At 67.1% G+C, this 21,556-nt stretch carries 18 protein-coding genes; 8 read left to right on the forward strand and 10 right to left on the reverse strand.

What is annotated here, in order from left to right; translation table 11 throughout:
• Nucleotides 1–12 precede the first annotated feature (12 nt).
• Nucleotides 13–1,275 carry a phosphoribosylamine--glycine ligase gene (gene purD / locus ACQ66H_RS17540; protein ID WP_430435080.1) on the forward strand — a complete coding sequence of 421 codons (1,263 nt, stop codon included), beginning with the start codon at nucleotides 13–15 and terminating at the stop codon, nucleotides 1,273–1,275.
• Complete coding sequence (gene hemF / locus ACQ66H_RS17545; protein ID WP_430435081.1) at nucleotides 1,272–2,195, forward strand: oxygen-dependent coproporphyrinogen oxidase; 924 nt, start codon at nucleotides 1,272–1,274, stop codon at nucleotides 2,193–2,195. Before purD ends, hemF begins: the two co-directional genes overlap by 4 nt.
• A gap of 185 nt (nucleotides 2,196–2,380) precedes the next feature.
• Here the strand turns inward: hemF and ACQ66H_RS17550 are convergent, their stop codons facing one another.
• The 7 genes from ACQ66H_RS17550 to hemC form a co-directional block, all read right to left on the reverse strand.
• On the reverse strand, nucleotides 2,381–3,016 hold the full coding sequence (locus ACQ66H_RS17550) for an OmpW/AlkL family protein (protein ID WP_019916860.1): 636 nt from the start codon (nucleotides 3,014–3,016) through the stop codon (nucleotides 2,381–2,383).
• Between the two features lie 80 nt (nucleotides 3,017–3,096).
• On the reverse strand, nucleotides 3,097–4,125 hold the full coding sequence (locus ACQ66H_RS17555) for a M48 family metallopeptidase (RefSeq protein WP_430435082.1): 1,029 nt from the start codon (nucleotides 4,123–4,125) through the stop codon (nucleotides 3,097–3,099).
• Nucleotides 4,106–5,191, reverse strand: a complete 1,086-nt coding sequence (locus ACQ66H_RS17560; RefSeq protein WP_430435083.1) for a YjgN family protein — start codon at nucleotides 5,189–5,191, stop codon at nucleotides 4,106–4,108. The genes ACQ66H_RS17555 and ACQ66H_RS17560 overlap by 20 nt, the downstream gene beginning before the upstream one ends.
• 56 nt (nucleotides 5,192–5,247) lie before the next feature.
• Nucleotides 5,248–6,411, reverse strand: a complete 1,164-nt coding sequence (locus ACQ66H_RS17565; RefSeq protein WP_430435084.1) for a heme biosynthesis HemY N-terminal domain-containing protein — start codon at nucleotides 6,409–6,411, stop codon at nucleotides 5,248–5,250.
• Complete coding sequence (locus ACQ66H_RS17570) at nucleotides 6,411–7,508, reverse strand: uroporphyrinogen-III C-methyltransferase (protein ID WP_430435085.1); 1,098 nt, start codon at nucleotides 7,506–7,508, stop codon at nucleotides 6,411–6,413. Before ACQ66H_RS17570 ends, ACQ66H_RS17565 begins: the two co-directional genes overlap by 1 nt.
• A 4-nt stretch (nucleotides 7,509–7,512) precedes the next feature.
• Nucleotides 7,513–8,310 (reverse strand): uroporphyrinogen-III synthase, encoded by a 798-nt coding sequence (locus ACQ66H_RS17575; protein ID WP_430435086.1) that lies wholly within the window; start codon nucleotides 8,308–8,310, stop codon nucleotides 7,513–7,515.
• Entirely contained in the window at nucleotides 8,307–9,317 is a 1,011-nt protein-coding gene (gene hemC, locus ACQ66H_RS17580) for a hydroxymethylbilane synthase (RefSeq protein WP_430435087.1), read from the reverse strand. Before hemC ends, ACQ66H_RS17575 begins: the two co-directional genes overlap by 4 nt.
• Before the next feature lie 196 nt (nucleotides 9,318–9,513).
• Between hemC and ppc the strand changes: the two genes are divergently transcribed.
• Nucleotides 9,514–12,297: a phosphoenolpyruvate carboxylase gene (gene ppc / locus ACQ66H_RS17585; RefSeq protein WP_430435088.1), complete on the forward strand. Its 2,784-nt coding sequence runs from the start codon at nucleotides 9,514–9,516 to the stop codon at nucleotides 12,295–12,297.
• A 350-nt stretch (nucleotides 12,298–12,647) separates the two neighbouring features.
• Here the strand turns inward: ppc and ACQ66H_RS17590 are convergent, their stop codons facing one another.
• Nucleotides 12,648–13,406, reverse strand: coding sequence for a LytR/AlgR family response regulator transcription factor (locus tag ACQ66H_RS17590; RefSeq protein WP_430435089.1), 759 nt, complete (start codon nucleotides 13,404–13,406; stop codon nucleotides 12,648–12,650).
• A 2-nt stretch (nucleotides 13,407–13,408) separates the two neighbouring features.
• Nucleotides 13,409–14,407: a sensor histidine kinase gene (locus ACQ66H_RS17595; protein WP_430435090.1), complete on the reverse strand. Its 999-nt coding sequence runs from the start codon at nucleotides 14,405–14,407 to the stop codon at nucleotides 13,409–13,411.
• A 102-nt stretch (nucleotides 14,408–14,509) separates the two neighbouring features.
• Here ACQ66H_RS17595 and argH point away from each other — a divergent pair, with 102 nt between their 5' ends.
• The 5 genes from argH to ACQ66H_RS17620 all read left to right on the forward strand — a co-directional run bounded on the left by argH (nucleotide 14,510) and on the right by ACQ66H_RS17620 (nucleotide 20,396).
• Nucleotides 14,510–15,946 (forward strand): argininosuccinate lyase, encoded by a 1,437-nt coding sequence (gene argH / locus ACQ66H_RS17600; RefSeq protein ID WP_430435091.1) that lies wholly within the window; start codon nucleotides 14,510–14,512, stop codon nucleotides 15,944–15,946.
• Between the two features lie 81 nt (nucleotides 15,947–16,027).
• Nucleotides 16,028–17,329 carry a protein kinase domain-containing protein gene (locus ACQ66H_RS17605; RefSeq protein ID WP_430435092.1) on the forward strand — a complete coding sequence of 434 codons (1,302 nt, stop codon included), beginning with the start codon at nucleotides 16,028–16,030 and terminating at the stop codon, nucleotides 17,327–17,329.
• Between the two features lie 4 nt (nucleotides 17,330–17,333).
• Nucleotides 17,334–18,671, forward strand: coding sequence for a protein kinase domain-containing protein (locus ACQ66H_RS17610; protein WP_430435093.1), 1,338 nt, complete (start codon nucleotides 17,334–17,336; stop codon nucleotides 18,669–18,671).
• Nucleotides 18,668–19,537: a fructosamine kinase family protein gene (locus tag ACQ66H_RS17615; protein ID WP_430435094.1), complete on the forward strand. Its 870-nt coding sequence runs from the start codon at nucleotides 18,668–18,670 to the stop codon at nucleotides 19,535–19,537. Before ACQ66H_RS17610 ends, ACQ66H_RS17615 begins: the two co-directional genes overlap by 4 nt.
• A 295-nt stretch (nucleotides 19,538–19,832) precedes the next feature.
• Nucleotides 19,833–20,396: a phasin family protein gene (locus ACQ66H_RS17620; protein ID WP_020165799.1), complete on the forward strand. Its 564-nt coding sequence runs from the start codon at nucleotides 19,833–19,835 to the stop codon at nucleotides 20,394–20,396.
• A gap of 72 nt (nucleotides 20,397–20,468) precedes the next feature.
• On the opposite strand, the gene ACQ66H_RS17625 is transcribed toward ACQ66H_RS17620, so the two are convergent.
• A complete protein-coding gene (locus ACQ66H_RS17625; protein ID WP_430435095.1) occupies nucleotides 20,469–21,500 on the reverse strand; it encodes an HAF repeat-containing protein in 1,032 nt (343 codons plus the stop codon).
• Nucleotides 21,501–21,556 lie beyond the last annotated feature (56 nt).

Genomic DNA, 21,556 nt, shown 5'->3' on the forward strand with positions numbered 1-21,556 from the left:
GAAGGACGCATCATGAAACTGCTGGTCATCGGTTCGGGCGGGCGCGAACACGCCATCGCCTGGAAGCTCGCGCAGAGTCCGCGTGTGCACAAGGTTTACGTGGCGCCGGGCAATGCCGGCACCGCGCTGGAACCGAATATCGAAAACCTGCCGATCACCGATTTCGCCGAACTGATCAGCTTCGTCGAGAACGAGAACATCGCTTTCACCGTGGTCGGTCCGGAAGCACCGCTGGCCGCGGGCGTAGTCGATTGCTTCCGCGTGCGTGGCCTGAAGATCTTCGGCCCCACCCGCAAGGCGGCCCAGCTCGAGAGCTCGAAGGACTTCGCCAAGCAGTTCATGGTGAAGAACAACATCCCGACCGCGCATTACCAGACCTTCACCGACGCCGCCGCTGCGCGTGCCTATGTTGACGAGAAGGGCGCGCCCATCGTGATCAAGGCCGACGGCCTGGCGGCCGGCAAGGGCGTCGTGGTCGCGATGACGCTGACCGAAGCGCACGCCGCCATCGGCACCATGCTGCCGGGCGACGACGGCGGCAAGTCGCGCGTCGTGATCGAGGAATTCCTGCAAGGCGAGGAAGCCAGCTTCATCGTCATGTGCGACGGCATGAGCGCGCTGCCTCTGGCCACCAGCCAGGACCACAAACGCCTGCTTGATGGCGACGCCGGCCCCAACACCGGCGGCATGGGCGCCTATTCGCCGGCGCCGGTGGTGACGCCGGAAATCCACGCCCGCGTGATGCGCGAAGTGATCCAGCCGGTGCTGACCGGCATGGCGCTCGACGGCCTCCCCTTCACCGGCTTCCTGTACGCCGGCCTGATGATTTCGCCGGACGGCGACATCAAGGTGCTGGAATTCAACTGTCGCATGGGCGACCCGGAAACCCAGCCCATCATGATGCGACTGAAGACCGACCTGGTCAACCTGATGGAAGCCGCGCTCGACTACAAGCTGTCGGAAGCCAGTACCGACTGGGACCGCCGCGTCGCACTCGGCATCGTCATGGCAGCCGCCGGCTATCCGGACGCGCCGCGCAAGGGCGACGTGATCAACGGCCTGCCGGCCGCGACGGCGGAAGGCCACGTGTTCCACGCCGGCACCACCGAGCGTGACGGCAAGGTGGTCACCAACGGCGGCCGCGTGCTCTGCGTGACCGCGCTCGGCGACACCGTGAAGCAGGCGCAGCGCGCCGCCTACGCGCTGTGCGATCAGATCCAGTTCGACGGCGCTCAGTTCCGCCGCGACATCGGCCACCGGGCGGTGCGGCGATGAGCACGCGGGCGGAAGTGGTCCGCGCCTGGCTGCTCGATCTGCAGGACCGCATCATCGCCGGCCTGGAAACGGCGGACGGCTCGCCCTTCCTGACCGACGGCTGGGTGCGTGGCCCGGAAGAACGGCTGCAGGGTGACGGCCGCACGCGGTTGATCGAGGAAGGCAAGCTGTTCGAGCGCGGAGGCTGCAATTTCTCGCACGTGCGCGGCGACACCTTGCCGCCGTCGGCGTCGGCCAACCGCCCGGATCTCGCTGGAGCGTCGTTCGAGGCGATGGGCGTGTCGCTGGTGCTGCATCCGCGCAACCCCTACGTGCCGACCGTGCACCTGAACGTGCGCTTCTTCACCGCGCAACCGAAGAGCGGCGACGCGGTGTGGTGGTTCGGCGGCGGCATGGATCTGACGCCGTACTACGGCGTCGAAGAGGATGCAGCCCACTTCCACCGTAGCTGCCGCGACGCGCTGGCGCCTTTCGGCACCGACACCTGGGCGCGCTACAAGAAGTGGTGCGACGATTATTTCTACCTGAAGCACCGCAAGGAAGCGCGCGGCATCGGCGGCGTGTTCTTCGACGATCTGGGTGCCGACGGCGAAGTGAGCTTCGACCACGCCTATGGGCTGACGCAGGCGGTCGGCAACGCCTTCCTCGACGCTTACCTGCCCATCGTCGAACGCCGCCGCGACACGCCCTACGGTGAGCGCGAACGCGATTTCCAGGCTTACCGGCGCGGCCGCTACGTCGAATTCAACCTGGTGTTCGACCGCGGCACGCTGTTCGGCCTGCAGTCTGGCGGGCGCACCGAATCCATCCTGATGTCGATGCCGCCGGTGGTGAAATGGCGCTACGACTGGCACCCCGCCGACGGCTCGCCGGAAGCGAAGCTCTACACCGATTTCCTCCCGCCGCGGGACTGGGTATAGCAGACGTTCGCGAAGCCTTGCTTCGCGCCTGCGGAGCCGGTCGCTCGTCAGTCCTGCGCGAGCTCAGCCCGAGAGCCAAAAAAACGGGCACCTCAAGGGTGCCCGAACCGGGACTGCAGGAAGAACCTTTGGCTTGCCCGCCGGCCTTCAGGCTTGTGGCCCTCGACCGGCGAACCCGCTCAAACTCAGAAGCGATAACCGATACCGACCGAGTACAGCATCGGGTCGATGCCCAGCTTGGTCACCTTGGCGCCGCCAGCGCCCTTGATGAAGATGTCGGTGTCGATCGCGACGTACTTGACGTCGAAGTTCAGGAACCACTTCGGCGCGATCTGCACGTCGGCGCCCACCTGTGCCGCCCAGCCGAAGCTGCTGCGGTCGATGCGCAGCGGCACGCTGCCGCCGAGAACGGTGCCGGCATCCAGATCGACGCTGGAGAAGCGCGTGTAGTTCAGGCCAAGACCGGCGTAGGGGCGAATCTGACCTTCCGGATTGAAGTGGTACTGCAGCGTCAGCGTCGGCGGCAGGTGCTTGACCGAACCGATGCCCACACCGCCCAGTTCCACGTCATGCTTCTGCGGATAGGTCAGGATCAGCTCGGCTGCGATGTTCTTGGTAAAGAAGTAGGTGATGTCGATTTCCGGGAACACCTTGTTCTCGGCTTCGACATCGATCGGCAGGCCCAGACCACCCGAATTGTCGTTATCGGGGTTCATGTACAGCGCACGTGCGCGCACCATCCAGTTGCCTTCGTCAGCCGCGTTGGCCACGCCTGCCACGGCAGCCAGTGCTGCCACACCCACCCACTTGATCGCCTTCATTTTTACGTGCTCCAGAGGATTTAAACCGCATTCAGTGACGGCAGTATCCTCAAGAGCCGAAAACCCCACGTTGACCAAGGTCAATCGGCGGTGAAGTCTCCACGGCGGAGCTTTTCGATACGTTGTGCGCTATCCGGATGGCTTGAAAGCCACCCTGCAGACGTGTCATTGTCGCGCGCGCCATGCGCGCGGGCGAGACGTTCGAGCATGTCGGCCAGCAGCGCCGGTGAGCGACCCTGACCGCGCAGCGCGCGCGCAGCGTAGGCGTCGGCTTCCAGTTCCATGTCCCGCGAGTAGCCCGACTGCAGCAGCACGGTCGGCGCCATCGCCAGCAGGCTGCTCACGTCACCGGCATACCAGGTCATGAACAGCGCGACGGCCGACCCCTGCAGCACCATGCGCATGCCATGCATGCGTTCGACGTGCCCGAGTTCGTGCATCAGTACCGCCAGCACCTGTTCGTCATCGTCGGCCAGCGCGACCAGTTGGTCAGTGACGATGAGCGAGCCGTCGGGCAGCGCAAATGCGTTGGCACCGACCGACCCGCCCGAGCGGAACAACAGCGTGTGCGGCAGCGCGCTGCGCGCTGCGAGCGCCGAGCGCAACTGCTGCTGGCGCGCCTCGTCGAGCTTGCTCGGTGCCAGCAGGCGGTCGTCCAGCAGTTCGAGCGCCTCCTGTGACATGGCCGCCACCACCGCCTGCGGCACGTGCGGCGCCGCCATGCCGGCCGCCCAGGGCAAGCCGTAGCGCGCGCCCAGCCAGACGATGAGGACGAGCGCTGCGACGGCACCGAGCACGACGCGTGCATCGAAGGCCCAGCGCACCGTCGCACGGTCGCGATGACCGCTGGCGTCGAGCAGCAGCGCCAGCGCGGCGTGATCCCGCACCTCGACATGCGCGCCGTCGGCGAAGGTGATCAGCCGCGGCGCCGACCCCATGGGCTCGGACAGGCGCAGCGTCAACAGCGGCTCGCGGCGTATGACGCCTTCAGCCTGCACCTGCAGCGCGTCACCGTCGAGCACGATGGTCGCCGCATGCGCCCGCGCGCTGACACCATCGAAATACAGGGCCGCCACCGCTGACGGCATGTCAGAGCGCGATGTTGACATCGAACAGATCGGCCGCCTCCTCACCGGTCGCCGCCACGTCCTGCGACTGACCGGCGACGAAGTCGTCGAGCGGACCGGCGCTGATCATCGTGACGCTCTCGATCCGGTAGCGCGCGAGGCGTATCGCGGCGAAGGGCATGAACAGACCGAAGGTGCACACGATGGCGATCAGGTTGGTCAGCGTGATCGCGTACAGCGTGCGGGCACGGGCACGCGACTCGAAGCGATGCGGGCCGAGTCGCGTGTTGTTCCACACCACATTCTGCAGGCGTGCAAGCAGATAGGGCTGGACCAGCATGAGCACGGCCAGCCAGCCGAGAAACAGAAGTATCGGCAGCATGGACATGCTTTCCGGCCCGCCGCCACTCAGCGCGAGGAGACCCACCATCATTGCCCCCATTACCAGCAGGCCTGCCAGAAGGAGCAGGAAGAGGACGCCATACATCCTGTAGAAGGCGGACACCGGCACATCCAGACGAAAACGCGTGGCGCCGAAGCGTGTGTTGTCGAGCTGATAGCGCTTCATGCGCTGGTGCCACATCGGCGCCAGCAGGTAGAGCGTGACGACAGACAGCAGCGGCCACATCAGGAAGACCGAGTAAGCGCCCCTCTCGTCGCCGTCGAAGGCGAAACGCAGGCCACGCCAGCTGGTATTGCGGGCGCGGAACTTCAGCGAGCGCATGAGCAGCATCGGCATCACGGCCGCCAGCACGATGGCGACCGCAATGCCGAGGTAGAGCGAGAACTCGAATGACAGGTTGTAGGCGACCAGCAGGATGACGCCGATCACCCGTCCCTTCAGGATGGCGCGCGGATCACCGTGGTAGTCGAAGGCCGCACCGCCCAGCGCGGTATGACGATGGAAGTACTGCAGCCGCCTGACCTTGGCCCAGGCGGAGTAGATGCCCAGCGTGACGATGCTGAGCAGCAGGTTCACGATCCAGATGCCGAAGTATTCGGCCCCGCGGCCGGAGAACACGAGCGCCTCCGCATGCGGCGCGCCGGACGGCCCGAAGGGGTCGGCAGGCGGCTGCGCCGCGACGTCACTTTCGAAGGGATTGTTCATGTCTCGCCCGCGCCGATGATCACGCGCGGATCATGACATACGCACAGCAGCGAGGTTCACTTCATCAGCGCCGCCGCGCGGAAATGTGCCCGTGCATCGTCAGGTCGCTCCAGGTGTTCGGCCAGCAGCGCCAGCTCGACATGGACGATGCGCGACGGCTGCACCGCCAGCGCGGCTTCGAGATAGCTCTGCGCCTTGCCCCACAGCTGCTGTGTGCGGCACAGGCGGCCGAGTGCAAGCAGCAGTTCGGCGTCGTCCGGATGGTCGCGCAGCCAGGCCTCTGCCCGGGCGATGCGCGCCAGCGCGTCGCCGCCGTCGGAGTGCGCGTACAGCGTCATCAGCGACGATTCCCAGCCGCGTTCGATCTGCGCCTCGATCAGCTTGCGCGCCTGCGCGAACTGGCCGGCCGCGACCAGCGCCTCGCACATCGCGCGTACGACCTGCGCGTCCTCGCGCTCGACCGACGGCAGGCTCTTCCAGTAGGCATCCAGTTCCGCCGGATCGATGTCGTGCAGCGCCCCCATATGCGCCTGGCGACGTACCGGCGCCGCCTGTTCCGGCGTCAGTGCACGGTGCTTCTGCAGCAGACGCACCACACGCAGCAGGCCGCCCCAATCGCCGAGGCCACGGCGGGCGCGCATCGCCAGCCGCAGTGCGGCGACGTGGCGCTGACCGCCGGACTGCAGCACGTCGATGCGCTCCAGCGCGTCACCGTATTCGCGGCGGTCGGTCAGGATGTCGGCTTCGGTCATCAGGCGCGCGGTGCGCAGATCATCGAAGCGCTCGGCCTGGCGCAGCCACTCGTCGGCCTGCACCTGTTCGCGCATCGCGTGTGCCGCGCGGGCGCCGATCAGCGCCGCCAGCCCGGGCGATTCGCCGCCCTCGACCGCCACCCGCGCGCTGCGCTGCGCGTGGCCGTAGCGGCCCTCGAAGTAGAGCCGTGCCGCGTCGCGCAGCGCGGTCACCGCACGATGACGGCGCTGACGGGCGCGATAGCGCGCGGCGCGCGCCGGCATGCGCATCAGGCCGTCGATGAAGTGGAACAGGCTGTACAGCAGCGCGACACCGAGCAGCAGCGTGACGATGAACAGGTTCAGCGACAGTTCGACGCGCCACGGCGACCACTGGATCAGCACGAAGCCGTCGTTGTGGCGGGCGGCGATGACCAGACCGACGGCCAGTGCACACAGGCCGAGCAGCCACAGCAGCAGGCGCACCATCAGCGCTTCTCCTCGCGCGTGACAGTCGGGCGCTGACGCTGCGCCTTCAGCTGCGCCAGCGCACTCATCGATTCATTCAGCCCCGGCAATGCCTCGCCCGGATCGACTGCCGCCAGCTGGCGCAGCGTGACCAGCGCGTTTTCGGTCTGGCGGGCGCGGGTGTCGTAGTAGCGCTCGATCCACTCACGCGCCAGCCGGATGTCCTCGCGCCAGACGGCACCGTTGCGCTGAAGCAGCGCAACGCGCGCGTTGATCAGCCGCAGCTTCAGGTTCTCGCGCAGGAAGAAGCTGTGCTCCGGCGACAGCAGCGCCGGGTCGGGGCGGTCCAGACGTTCGATGCGCACCAGCTGGCGCACCTCCTCCCACACCGCCCGCGCCAGCCGTTCGGCCTGCGTCGGCGCCGCCGCCTTGTCGTCACGGGGCGCTGCTGTTGACGCACCCCGGGCCGGCGAGCGCTCGAAGGCGAGCGGCAGCCCGTCGACGACCGCCAGCAGGGTGTCGATGCGCAGTGCCTGGCCGGACAGATCGGCCATCGGCGCGCGGCGCAGTCGCTCCATGTCGTTCGCCATGGCACGGCGCAGCGGCAGGTAGCGGCCGGTATCGACGCGCGCCAGCCGCGCTTCGGCGCCGGACAGCGCACTGAGCGCGAGCTTGGCGTCGCCGGCCAACTGCAGCTGCTGCTGGCCCAGCACCAGCGCGTGCTCGACCTCGGCCAGCACGCGTTCGTCGTAACTGCGCACCAGGTCGTCGGCCAGATACTCATAGGCGTCGATGCGTGCCCGCAGTTCGGCGAGCTGCACTTCCTGACTGCTCAGCCGCGTGCCGTAGCCCGCGATGCCAGCGGCCTCCTGTTCGGTCGCGCGGGTGGCCTGCGCCGCCTGTTCGCCGACCACCTCGACCCGCCGATGCAGTTCCGACTCCAGCGCACGCATGCGCTGCAGCATCAGGAAGCTCGCCACGCCGAGCGCGACCAGCAACAGCAGCGACAGGCCCAGCGCCCACAGTGGAACGACGCCCTCGCGCTTCGACGACGCCGGCTGGGAGGCGACTGCGCCGACAGGGGTGACAGGGGTATTCGGGGGTGTCTGCTCGCTCATGTCGTCAGTGAAGGTCGCGCGACGGCGACGAAAAGTAATCGGTCAGACCGGCCATCAGGCCGGCATCGGCGGGATCGGTTTCGATCACGCGGGCGAAGCCCTGTTCGCGTGCCTGCTCGGCAATGCGCGCGTGTGGCGCGAACAGCGGCAGCGCGCGCAGCGCGTCGGCGCAGTCCAGGCCGGGCAGCGCCAGCAGATTGCGCAGCGACTCCGACGAGGTGATGGTCAGCGCGTGCAGCGCGTCGCTTCGTACGGCCTCGCACAGTGGCGCGCCATCGCGCGGCGGCACGCGCCGGTAGCAGGTGATGTGTTCGACCGTCGCGCCGCGCGCGCGCAGCGTGTCGCCGAGCAGTTCGCGCCCGCCGTCGCCGCGGAAGATGAGCACCCGGCGCCCGGCCAGCGCGGCAGCCGACAGTTCGGGCAGCGCCAGCAGCGCCTCGGAATCGTAGCGGCCGTGCTGCGGCACGATCACGCGGGCGATGCCGCGCGCACGCAGCGCCTGCGCCGACTGCTCGCCCACCGTGGCGGCCGGCAGTGCAGCCGGCCAGGCACGCCGCGGCAGGATCAGGTCGAGTGCATGGTTGACCGCGTTGGCACTGACGAACACCGCAAGTGCCGCATCGTCCAGCGTCGCCGCGGCCGCTGTCACCGCTGCGGTATCAGCCAGCGGCTCGATGTCGATCAGCGGAAATTCGAGCGGATGGCCGCCGGCCGCGCGTATCGCGTCGCTGAGCGCAGCCGCCTGCGCACGCGGGCGGCTGACCAGCACGCCGCGTCCGCTCAGCGCGCCGCGCGGATTCATCGTCCGGCCAGATCGTCGAGGATGGCCTGTGCGCCGTCCGCCAGCAGGGCCTCGACACAGACGGCAGCCAGTTCATCCGGCTGCGCGATATTGCCGCGCGCCTCGGCCATCGCGATGCGCGAGCCATCGGGCATCGCGACGCGCGCGCGCAGCCACAGCGCGCCACCGTCGAGCACGCAGTAGGCCGCCAGCGGCACTTCGCAGGATCCGGCCAGCGCACGCGACACCGAACGTTCGGCGCGGACGCAGGCTTCGCTGGTGCCGCACACCAGCGGCGCCAGCCAGGCCGCCACTTCCGGCCGCGACGACAGCGCCTCGATGCCGAGCGCGCCCTGACCGGCTGCCGGCAGCGACAGTTCGACCGGCAGCAGCGAGCGGATGCGATCACCCAGACCGAGCCGCTTGAGGCCAGCCGCGGCGAGGATGATCGCGTCGTACTGGCCCTCGTCGAGCTTGCGCAGGCGGGTATCCAGATTGCCGCGCAGGCTGCTCACCGCGAGATAGGGGAAGTTCGCTCGCAGTTGCGACTCGCGCCGCAGGCTGGAGGTGCCGACCACGGCACCCGGCGGCAGTTCGTCGAGACTGGCGTAGCGCGACGACACGAAGGCGTCCTGCGGCACTTCGCGCTCCAGCGTGGCGACCAGCGCGAACTCGTCAGCCAGCGTCATCGGGACGTCCTTCATCGAATGCACGGCCAGGTCGGCGCGGCCTTCGAGCAAGGCGGTTTCCAGTTCCTTGACGAACAGCCCCTTGCCGCCGACCTTGGCCAGCGGCCGGTCAAGAATCTGGTCGCCGCGCGTGGTCATGCCGAGGATGTTGACGGTCGTACCCGGGTACAGCGATGACAGTCTGTCACGCACGTGTTCCGCCTGCCACATGGCGAGCCGCGACTCGCGCGATGCGATCACGATGCGCCCGGGCTTCGGGTAAGCTTGGGTTTCCTGCTGCGGTACCGACTGCGCGCGATCCGCCGCAATGAGGTCCGCCGGGCCGGCCGGATGATCCATATGGAAAATAGGCGTGTGGTGATCAGTTAGGTGAACACACCGCGCGCCAGCGTGAGCGAGTGCCTACAGGCAGCGCGCGAATCGGCCCGAATTCTAGCAGCCCCGGATGGAACATCGCATCGCCTCGGCCAGAGCAGGCCGGCGGCGCGCATGAATCAGACACTCATTCAGGACCCTCTTCGAGGAAGGATTGCCAGTGAATCAACAGGCCCAGACGCCGGTTGCGGTGCACGATCGCGCCACGCACGACAAAGACCAGCCGCTGTTCGACGACATCCGCCTGCTCGGCCGCATGCTGGGCGACGTGGTGCGCGAGCAGGAAGGCAGCCGCATGTTCGAACTGATCGAGAACGTTCGCCAGCTGTGCGTGCGCTTCCGCCGCAACGACGACCTCGACGCGCGCGCCGAACTGGCCAAGCTGCTGAATGGCCTGTCGGACGACGACACCATCATCGTTGTACGCGCCTTCAGCTATTTCCTGCATCTGGCCAACATCGCCGAGGACCAGCACCATATCCGCCGCGCCCGCGCCCATGCCATCGCTGGTGACCCGCCGCGCCCGGGCACGCTGGCCAACGCGCTCGCCAAGGCGCTCGATGCCCAGATCCCGGCCGAGGAAATCCTCGCCTTCTTCCGCGACGGCCTGGTGGTGCCGGTGCTGACCGCGCATCCGACCGAGGTGCAGCGCAAGAGCATCCTCAGCCAGGAAATGAAGATCGCCCGCCTCATCGACGAGCGCGACCGCATGCGGCTGACGCCGGAAGAGCTGGAAGAGCGCGACGAGGCGGTACGCCGCACCATCACCTCGCTGTGGCAGACGCGCATGCTGCGGCGCACCCGGCTGTCGGTGGCCGACGAGGTGATCAACGGCCTGTCGTTCTACGACTACACCTTCCTGCGCGAACTGCCGCGCGTCTACAACGCGGTCGAGGACCAGCTCGAAGCGGCCTTTCCCGAACACAAGCGCGAAATCGGCAGCTTCCTGCGCATGGGCTCGTGGATAGGCGGCGACCGCGACGGCAATCCTTTCGTCACCGCCGACGTGCTGCGCGCGACGCTACGCGTGCAGTCGTCCAAGGCTCTGGATTACTACCTGACCCAGGTGCACATCCTGGACACCGACCTGTCGCCGACCACGCTGCTGAACAACGTCAGCGACGAACTGCGCGTGCTGGCCGCCACCGCACCCGACAAGTCGCCGCACCGCGAGGACGAGCTATACCGCCGCGCGCTGGCCGGCATCTACGCCCGCCTGGCGGTCACCGCTCGCACGCTGGACCAGCATGAGGCGCTGTGGAAGGCGGTCGGCGACGCCGACCCCTACACGGATGCCGCCGAATTCGTGCGCGACCTCGACGTGATCCACGATTCGCTGGTCAGCCACAAGTCGGCGCTGATCGCGCGCGGCCGGCTGCGCCGCCTGCGCCACGCCGCGCGCGTGTTCGGCTTCCATCTGGCGGCACTCGATCTGCGTCAGAACTCGGATGTGCACGAGCGGGTGATCGCCGAACTGTTGGCCAACGCCCACGTCTGCAACAACTACCTCGAACTGCGCGAGGAACAGCGCATCGAGGTGCTGATCAACGAACTGGGCACACCGCGCCCGCTGACCGCGCCCTTCATGCAGTTCTCGGCCGAAACCGAGGGCGAGCTGGCGATCGCGCGCACGGCCGCCGAAATGCACAAGCTGTACGGCGAAGCGGCGCTGCCGAACTACATCATTTCGAAGACCGACGGCGTGTCCGACATGCTGGAAGTCGCGCTCATCCTGAAGGAAGTCGGCCTGCTCAACGTGCACGAGCGGCAGGCGGCGATGAACATCATCCCGCTGTTCGAAACCATCGGTGACCTGCGCAACGCACCGCGCATCATGGACCGGCTCTTTACGATTCCGATCTGGCGCGTGCTGCTGGATGCCCGGGCCCTCACGCAGGAAGTGATGCTGGGCTATTCCGATTCGAACAAGGACGGCGGTTTCCTCACCTCCGGCTGGGAGCTGTACAAGGCGGAAACCAAGCTGGTGCAGGTGTTCAAGCGCCACGGCGTGCGGCTGCGCCTGTTCCATGGCCGCGGCGGTTCGGTCGGCCGCGGCGGCGGCCCCAGCTTCCAGGCCATCCTGGCACAGCCGGGCGGCGCGGTGCAGGGGCAGATCCGCATCACCGAACAGGGCGAAGTGATCGCCTCCAAGTACTCCAATCCGGACGTCGGTCAACGCAACCTCGAAGTGCTGGCCGCGGCCACCTTCGAAGCGACGCTGCTGGGCAAGCGCGAAGCCGCCGCACCGCCCGAATTCACCGACGCGATGGAAGAGCTGTCGGGCTACGCCTTCAAGGCCTACCGCAATCTGGTCTATGAAACGCCGGGCTTCGAGAAGTATTTCTGGGAATCGACCGTCATCACCGAAATCGCCGAGCTGAACATCGGCTCGCGCCCGGCTTCGCGCAAGAAGGGGCAGAAGATCGAGGACCTGCGCGCCATCCCGTGGGTGTTCTCGTGGTCGCAGTGCCGACTCATGCTGCCCGGCTGGTTCGGCTTCGGTTCGGCGGTGAACGAGTACCGCGCCCAGCACGCCGACGGTATGGCGCGGCTGCAGGCCATGGTGGACCAGTGGCCCTTCTTCGCCACCCTCATTTCCAATATGGACATGGTGCTGTCGAAAACCGACATCGCGATTGCCAGCCGCTATGCCGAACTGGTCGAGGACGAGGCGCTGCGCACCGCCATCTTCACGCGCATCCGCGCCGAGTGGCAGGCCACGCTGGACGCGGTACGCCAGATCACCGGCGCGCAGGAACTGCTGTTGACCAACCCGCTGCTCGCGCGCTCGATCCGCAACCGCTTCCCCTACATCGAGCCGCTGAACCACCTGCAGGTCGAACTGCTGCGCCGCTTCCGCGCCGGCAACCGCCACGAACGCACCCGCCGGTCCATCCACCTGACCATCAACGGCGTCGCAGCCGCACTGCGGAATAGTGGGTGATGAGGTGAGGGTTTCGCCGAGCACTGCTCGGCGCTCACCGAATGGGTCGGCCATGCAGGGCCGACTTCCGTAGTTTCTGTTCCGGCGAGCACTGCTCGCCGCCCATCGAACCGTTTTGCCATGCAGGGCAAACCGTGGGTAGAGCGGGGGTTTCGCGAAGCACTGCTTCGCGCCCGCGGAACCGGACGGCTGTGCAAAGCCGTCCGTGGGTGAAGCAGGGGTTTCGCGAAGCATTGCTTCGCGCCTGCGGAACCGGTCGGCCATGCAGGGCCGTCCGTGGTTGATGAGGTGAGGCTTTCGCCGAGCACTGCTCGGCGCTTACCGAATGAGTCGGAGCTTGCCTTCCGTCCTCAGCCCCGTTCCGTCCCCCGGATGTCGGCAAACTCCGCCCTAACCTGCGCCCACTGCCGCCGGCTCACTGGCAGGCGTTCGTCCAGCCCCTTCAGCACGACCGCCCAGTGTCCCTCGGCGCCGTCGCGCACGTGCTCGAAGCCGATTACCGCGTCGCGCGCCACCAGACAGTTGCGGTGGATGCGCACGAAGCGCCGGGCGAATTCCTGCTCCAGTGCGGCCAGCGCCTCCTCAAGCAGGTATTCGCGAGCGGCGGTGCGCGCGGTCACGTATTTCAGCTCGGCGCGCAGATAGAGGATGTCGGCCACCGGCAACAGCAGGATGCGGCCGCGTTCGCTGCACGACAGCTGGGTGCGCCCGGCAGCTGACGGCTGCGCCCGCCGCTCGGGTACCCGGCGCAGCGCGTCGAGCAGCCGGTTCGCGCGCACCGGCTTCATCAGGTAATCGACCGCCTGCAGTTCGAAGGCACGCACGGCGTACTGGTCGTAGGCGGTGCAGAACACCAGTACCGGCGGCTGCGGAAGTACGGCCAGGCGCGCCGCCAGTTCGACACCGTCCATGCCCGGCATGCGGATGTTGACCAGCGCGACATCGGCCCTGTCCTCGGCCGGCAGCGCTGCCAGACGATCGAGCGCCTCCTGCCCGTTCGCCGCCTCTCCGACCACCCGGTTCGGCAGTTCGGCCTCGATGTCGGACAGCAGCGCGCGCAGACGCAGGCGGGCCGGGGCTTCGTCGTCGGCGATGAACACGCGCAGCATGCTCAGCCCCCCACCCGGTACGGAAAGCGGATGCGCACGCGGTATAGCCCGTCCTGCTCGCCCGCCTCCAGTTGCGCTTCAAGATCGAAGAACAGCATCAGCCGCTCGCGGATATTGTCCAGCGCCATCCGGTTTCCGCTGCCATGACCGGTAGCACCGTCGCGCGACGGCGCCGGATTGTCGATCTCGACCACCACGTCGCCACCGGCCCGCTGCACGCTCACCCTGACCTCGCCGTTGCCGGCCAGCGGCTCGACGCCGTGATACACCGCGTTCTCCAGCAGCGGCTGCAGCATCAGCGGCGGTACCCGTGCGTCGGCCGGGCAGCCGTCGGTCTGCCAGCGCACGCTCAGTCGCTCGCCCAGGCGCAGCGTCTCCAGTGCGATGTACTGGCGACACAGCGCCAGCTCGTCACCCAACGTGACCAGATCGCGGTTCTCGCGCATCAGCACGCGGAACAGGTCGGACAGTTCCTCCAGCGCGCGCTCGGCCCGGCGCGGGTCCTCGCGCATGATGCCGAGCACCGCATTCAGGCTGTTGAACAGGAAGTGCGGCCGGATGCGCGCCGACAGCGCCATCAGCCGCGCCTGAGCGATGGCCGGGCCGAGCGCGCGCTCCTGCACGGTGAAATAGGTCATCGCGGCAGCGGCCGCCAGCAGCGCCCACATCGCCTCGCGCACCGGCCAGGACGGTACCGAGTTGACGTCCCAGCCGCCGAGCGCGGTCGTCGCGAGCACGCTGCCGAGCGCGGCCAGCCCGGTCAGCGCCCAGCCGCTGCGCGCGCGGAGCCTGGCGAACAACGGCGCCATCAGATAGAGCAGCAGCAGCGACAGAATCAGCGCCGGCTCGACCCGTGCCGCCATTTCCGCCGCATCGAGCGGCAGCGCGTCCCAGCTGCGGTTGCGCGCCAGCAGTGCCAGCGCAGCCAGCGCGTTGACCAGCAGCACGGTGCGCAGCATCACGCCGAGATTGCGCCAGTCGGGTGCGCGCGCCGGCCTCACGTCAGCCCCTGCGCCGGGCGCACGCCGGCCGGCGCGTCGGGCTTTGCGCCCCGCTGGCCTATAATTGACGGTTTCCCGCAGCGTGCCGAACTTCTTTCCATCATGAGCGCATCTTCGCAGTCCGAGCCGACCAAGGCGTGGTCGGGCCGTTTTTCCGAGCCCGTGTCCGATCTGGTGAAGCGTTATACCGCTTCGGTGTTCTTCGACCAACGCATGTGGCGGCAGGACATCCGCGGCTCGCTGGCCCATGCCGCCATGCTGGCAAAGCAGGGCATCATCGCGCAAGCCGATCTCGACGCCATCCGCTCGGGCATGGCACAGATCACGCAGGAAATCGAAGCCGGCCAGTTCGACTGGAATCTCGACGACGAGGACGTGCACCTCAATATAGAGAAGCGCCTGACCGCACTGGTCGGCGACGCCGGCAAGCGCCTGCACACCGGCCGCAGCCGCAACGACCAGGTGGCGACCGACATCCGGCTGTGGCTGCGCGACGCGATCGACACCATTCTCGCGCTGATCGCCGACTTCCAGCGCGCCGTGCTCGACCTGGCCGAACACCACGCCGCCACGCCGCTGCCTGGCTTCACCCACCTGCAGGTGGCGCAGCCGGTCACCTTCGGCCACCACCTGATGGCCTATTTCGAAATGCTGCGGCGTGACGCCGAGCGCTTCGCCGACTGCCGCAAGCGCACCAACCGGCTGCCGCTCGGCTCCGCCGCGCTGGCTGGCACCACCTTCCCGATCGACCGCGAATTCGTCGCCGCCGAACTGGGTTTCGACGAAGTGTGCTTCAACTCGCTGGACGCGGTGTCCGACCGCGACTTCGCGATCGAATTCTGCGCCGCCAGCAGCCTGCTGATGACCCACCTGTCGCGCCTGTCGGAAGAGCTCATCCTGTGGATGAGCCCGCGCGTCGGTTTCATCGACCTGGCGGACCGCTTCTGCACCGGCTCGTCCATCATGCCGCAGAAGAAGAACCCGGACGTGCCGGAACTGGTACGCGGCAAGACCGGCCGCGTGAATGGCAGCCTGGTGGCGCTGCTGACGCTGATGAAGGGCCAGCCGCTGGCCTACAACAAGGACAACCAGGAAGACAAGGAACCGCTGTTCGACACCGCCGACACGGTGATCGACACGCTGCGCATCTACGCTGACATGATGGGCAGCACGACGGCCGCCGACGGCAGCAGGGTGTTCAACGTGCGGGTCAAGGCCGAGGCGATGAAGAACGCGCTGCGCCAGGGCTACGCCACCGCCACCGATCTGGCCGACTGGCTGGTCAAGCGCGGCCTGCCCTTCCGCGACGCGCACGAGGCAGTCGCCCGCGCAGTGCGTCTGGCCGAACAGAAGGGCTGCGACGTGTCCGACCTCACGCTGGACGAGCTCAAGTCCTTCTCGCCGCTGGTCGATGAATCGGTGTTCGCGGTTCTGACGGTCGAAGGTTCGCTGTCCGCCCGCAACCACATCGGCGGCACCGCACCGGAGCAGGTGCGCGCCGCCATCGGCCGCGCTCGCGCGCGGCTGGCGACCGGCTAAACGGGAGAAACCGCTTGAAACCGACAGGCATCACACGCACCGGAGCGACCGCGCGACGCCTGTCACCGGCCCCACGCTGACATGGACCTGCTCGGCAAGTACCGCATCCTGCGCCTGCTCGGCGAAGGCGCCACGTCCAAGGTGTTCCTCGCGCACGACCCTTTCGGCCGGCGCGACGTGGCGATCAAGATCGTTGCCCGCGGCGACGACACTGGCGCCAGCGGCAGCAAGTCCGAGCGCTATCAGCGCAAGTTCTTCGTCGCCGAGGCCTCGCTGGCGGGCAAGCTCACGCACCCGCACATCGTGCAGATCTACGACGCGGTCGCCGACGCCGACCCGGCCTACATCGTGATGGAGTATGTACCGGGCGGCACGCTGGAGCCGTATATCTCGGCCGACCGGTTGCTGCCGGTCGGCGACGTGCTGGAAATCATCTTCAAGTGCACGCGCGCGCTCGACTTCGCCTGGCGGCTGGGCGTCATCCACCGCGACCTGAAGCCGGCCAACATCATGCGCGTCGAGGACGGCGCAGCGGTCGGCGGCACCAATGTGAAGGTGTCGGACTTCGGCGCCGCGATGTCGGTATCGGCCACCGAAACCCAGGTGTCGGGCGTCGGCTCGCCGGCCTACATGAGTCCGCAGCAGATCAAGGAACACCCGCTCAATCACCAGACCGACATCTTTTCGCTCGGCGTGGTGATGTACCAGCTGCTGACAGGCCAGCTGCCTTTCCAGGGCAGCAATAACTTCAGCATGATGTACCAGATCACCCACGCCGATCCGGTGCCGCCGTCGGCACTGCGGCCGGAGTTGCCGCCTGTGCTGGACGGCATCGTGATGCGCGCGCTGCAGAAATCGCTGGACGACCGCTACCCGAGCTGGGACGCCTTCTCGTTCGACCTCGCCGAAGCTTTCCGCACCGAGGCGCAGCGCGACCACGGCAACCGCATCGCCGACAGCGAGAAATTCAACTCGCTGCGCCGGCTCGCCTTCTTCCGCGATTTTTCCGACGTCGAACTGTGGGAGGTGGTGCGTCTGGGCGAATGGCACCGCGTGGCCGGCGGCCAGATGCTGCTGCGCGAGGGCGACCCGGGCGACGGTTTCTTCATCATCGCGGAAGGCGACGTGAAGGTGACCAAGGGACGCAAGCTGCTCAACGTGCTGTCGGCCGGCGAATGCGTCGGCGAGATGGCCTGGCTGACGCCGGAGCGCGGCACCCGCGGCGCCGACGTGTCCACGCTGTCCGAGGCGGTGGTGATCCACCTCGCCAACGCCGCACTCGAACACGCGTCGGAAGCGTGCCGCCACCGCTTCGACCGCGCCTTCCTGCGCATCCTGGTCGAGCGGCTGTCGCTGGCCAACCAGCGCCTGACCGGTGTCTGAGCGGATGCAGACACCCGCGCCGCCGACCCCGCCCGACGCCCCCGCACCCGGCGGTTCGCTGGGCCGCTACCAGCTCAGGCGCATCATCGGCCGCGGCAGCACCAGCACAGTCTGGCTGGCCTGGGATCCGCAGACGCAACGCGAGGTGGCGATCAAGTGCATCGACCCCGACGTGCTGAACGACCACGCGCGCGGCAGACTGCACCGCAATCTGCTGATCAACGAAGCTTCGCTCGCCGACAAGCTGCAGCATCCGCACATCGTCGCCATCCACGACGCCGTGGTGACCGGCGATCAGGCCTATATCGTGATGGAGTACGTCGCCGGCGGCACGCTGGAGGCGCATGTGCAGCGCCCGGGTCTGCTGCCGGTGGAGCGCATCGTCGAACTGATGTTCAAGTGCACGCGCGCACTCGACTACGCCTGCCAGCTGGGCATCACGCATCGCGACATCAAGCCGGCCAACATCCTGCTCACCCGCGACGGCGAACTGAAGCTGACCGATTTCGGCGCGGCGCTGTTTACCGCCAATGAGCGCACGCAGGTCGAGGGCGTCGGCTCGCCGGCCTACATGAGCCCGCAGCAGGTGCGCGAGATGCCGCTGAACCACCAGACGGACATCTATTCGCTGGGCGTCGTGCTCTATCAGCTGCTGGCCGGTGAGCTGCCCTTCCAGGCGAGCAACAAGTACAGCCTCGTGTATCAGATCATCCACGTCGAGCCGCCTCCGCCGTCGGTGCACCGTCCGGGCCTGCCCCCCGCACTGGACGCCGTCGTGGCGCGCGCGATGCAGAAGGACATCGCGCTGCGCTACACGACCTGGGCCGAGTTCACGCACGACCTCGCACAGGCCTTCCGCAACCGCCGGCTCAAGCCGCGCGAGGACGAATCGGGCGCCGCCGAGCACTTCCGGTTGCTGCGCACGCTGGCTTTCTTCAATGACTTCAGCGACGTCGAACTGTGGGAGGTCGCTCACTTCGCACGCCAGGAGCGCGTCGCCGCCGGCACGTTGCTGATGAAGGACGGCGAACAGGGCGACCGCCTCTACGTGCTGGTCGAAGGCGAGCTGGCGGTGTGCAAATCGGGTCGCACGCTGAACATCCTGACCAGCGGCGAATGCTGCGGCGAAATGTCGGTGATCGCCCGTCGCGACCGCAAGCTGCGCGCCAACGACGTACAGGCGAACACCGACAGTCTGCTGTTCGCGATCGACGGCGAACGCATCCGCCGCGCCTCCGAAACCTGCCGCATGCGCTTCTACGAAGCCTTCCTGCAGGTGCTGGCGGCGCGACTGTCGTCGGCCAACATCCGTCTGGCCGACAGCTGGGGCGGCGGCGAATGAATGCGCTCGCGACACAGATTGCCGCTGCACTGGGCGTGGGCTGCACGAGTACTGTCGAACTGACACCCGGTCGCACTCGCCGCGCACTGAGGATCGACACTGGCGACGCTCCCCTTTTCGTCAAGCTGCTGCCAGCCGACCGGGCGGAAGTGTTCGCAGCGGAGATGGAAGGACTGGCGCTGCTGCAGGATACCGGCTGCTTCCGGCTACCGGCCGCACGCGGCAGCGGCACCGCCGGCGACGTCGCCTGGCTGGCGCTCGAATGGCTGGACCTGAAACCGGTGTCCACCGATGAGGACGGGCGCGCTTTCGGCAAGGCGTTGGCAGCGCTACATAACGTCCGTGGTGAGCTGTATGGTCTGCCACGCGACAACTGGCTCGGCGACAGCCGTCAGGAGAACGGCACGTCTACGACCTGGCCACTCTTCTATGCGCAGAAGCGCCTGCGGCCGCAACTCGAACAACTGATCGCCGAAGGCATGCGCGGCGAACTGATACGCAACCTGCAGGGCATCGTCGAACGCGTACCGGCTCTCTTCCTCGAATACCGCCCGGCGGCCTCGCTGCTCCATGGCGACCTGTGGCACGGCAATACCGGCATGGTCGATGGTCAGCCTGCCGTGTTCGATCCGGCCGTGCATTACGGCGATCGCGAGGCGGACTACGCGATGACGGAACTGTTCGGGGGCTTCCCGATCTCCATGTACGCCGCCTATCAGAAGAGTGCTCCTCTGGACGCTGGCGCTGCATCGCGGCGCGGCCTTTACCGGCTGTATCACCTGCTGAACCATACTTTGCTGTTCGGCAGTGCCTACCTGCGGGAAACCGAACGCACCGCAGCACGACTGCTGTCCGAACTGCGCTGAAAGCGCCCTGGCGCGGCATCTGACGCAGCGCACCCCGGCTCCTGCGTTTTTATGAACGTACGTTCACATCTCATTGTTTAGGCGAAGAAATAATCCGGAAAAGTTTTTGTGTGCAGTGCAACAAAAACATGTTGACATCACGTTGACCCGCCCTATAATCGTGTTCATGGTGCAGCGCAATACGAACCCTTGGGGTAAGTAGTGAGTCGCACGATTTAGGTGACCTCGTGGGTGTTCCCGGTTTTACCGCCCGGTCGTGGTCGCTCTTTCAACTAAATGTACGGAGATAACCACCATGGCCTTCACCCCTGAACATTTCGCCGCCGCCAACAAGAACGGCATCGAGGCCCTGCTGACCCTGGCCAACACCGCCTTTGCCAGCACCGAGCGCCTCGCCGCTCTGAACCTGAACACCGCCCGTTCGCTGCTGGAAGACAGCGTCGCGAACGCCAAGACCCTGATGGGCGCCAAGGACGTGCAAGAGATCGTGTCGCTGCAGAGCGGCCTGGTCCAGCCGGCGATCGAGAAGGTTGTTGCCTACTCGCGCAGCGTCTATGAAATCGTTTCGCAAACCCAGGAAGAGCTGAGCAAGGTTGTCGAAGCTCAGGTCGGTGAAGTCAACAAGGCTGTCACCTCGACCCTGGATCAGGCTGCCAAGCAAGCCCCGGCCGGTTCCGATGTCGCCGTCGCCGCTGTCAAGTCGGCCATCGCCGCCGCCAACAGCGCCTACGACAGCATGGCCAAGGCTGCCAAGCAAGCCGTCGAAATGGCTGAAGCCAACGTGAACGCCGCCACCTCGGCGACCGTGCGTGCCGTCGGCGCCGCCAGCACGACCGCGAAGAAGAAGGCCGCTGCCTAAGTCTTCAAGAGCAGTCTGAAAAGAGCCCCGCCTTGTGCGGGGCTCTTTTCGTTTACGCGACTGCAGCGGGTTTCAGTCCGGAGTCATCACAAAACCACTCACGTCGCCCGCCACATTAACGCCGTAGCCCGCGATCTGACCTCTATCGTTGATCGCTCGCGCCAGCGCCAGGCGACGCCAGCCCGCCCGTCGTACCTCCTGCAGGTCCTCGAGCACCGTCAGCCTCTCGGTGCCGAGGTCATAGAGCACCGCACGCCCGCCCTGTACGCCGACCACCTGCCCGCGATTGTTGATGTCGTAGGGCTCGAACGGAATCTCGATCGTCGTGCCCTGCACCTCTCCCGGTCCGGCCGGCGTCCACACGAAACCCCGTCCGTCGAAAACGCCGACGACCTGTCGCTGGTCGTTGATGCCGCGTGCCTCGCCGCTCGTGCTGGCCGGCGCCGACAACTCTCCGACCGGATGCGCACGTCCGGTCGCCGGATTCCATAACCAGGGCGGATGTGGCGTGACGTACGCATGGCCGGCAATCCAGCCCAGCGGTCCGATGGCGCGCGCCACGCCCGAGCCACAGAGATCGGACGGCAAAGGCGTGATGCTACGTAAGGGCTGCGAACTGTCGTACCGCCAGGTGAAAGCAATGTTGACCACGAATGAACGACCCACTTCTTCGCGGAAACCACCGACAACGTCACCGGCCTGATTCACCGCGAGCAGTTCGCTGCTGAGCACGCGCCGGCCGGGGAACTGGACAGCCTCGACCTCGCCGCCGGACCACACGGCTGCGATCTTCCGGCCGCCGCCGCTCGTCTGGCAGTGTCCGACGACGAGACCCAGGTCATTGATGCCGGCGGCAGCGCATGCGGCCGTGCCCGCAGGCCGCGGCAGCGGCGTCAGACCGACTCCGCGCCGCCAGACGAAAGCGCGATTGCCATCGGCATCGCTGCCGTACCCGACTACATCCCCACCTTCGTTGATGGCGTAGGCCTCGCTTAAGTGCGGCCCACCGGGCAGGTCACCAAGGTCGTCGATCTGCCAGCACCCGGCCAGCGCAGCTGCAAGCGTGAGCACTACACAGGCACGCGCCGCCGACACGCAATTCATCGAACACTCTCCACACGAAAATTCCGCGCGAATAGTGAATCGTCGTATCGACGATG

The sequence above is a fragment of the Methyloversatilis sp. genome (genome assembly GCF_965284615.1).
Lineage (GTDB): Bacteria > Pseudomonadota > Gammaproteobacteria > Burkholderiales > Rhodocyclaceae > Methyloversatilis.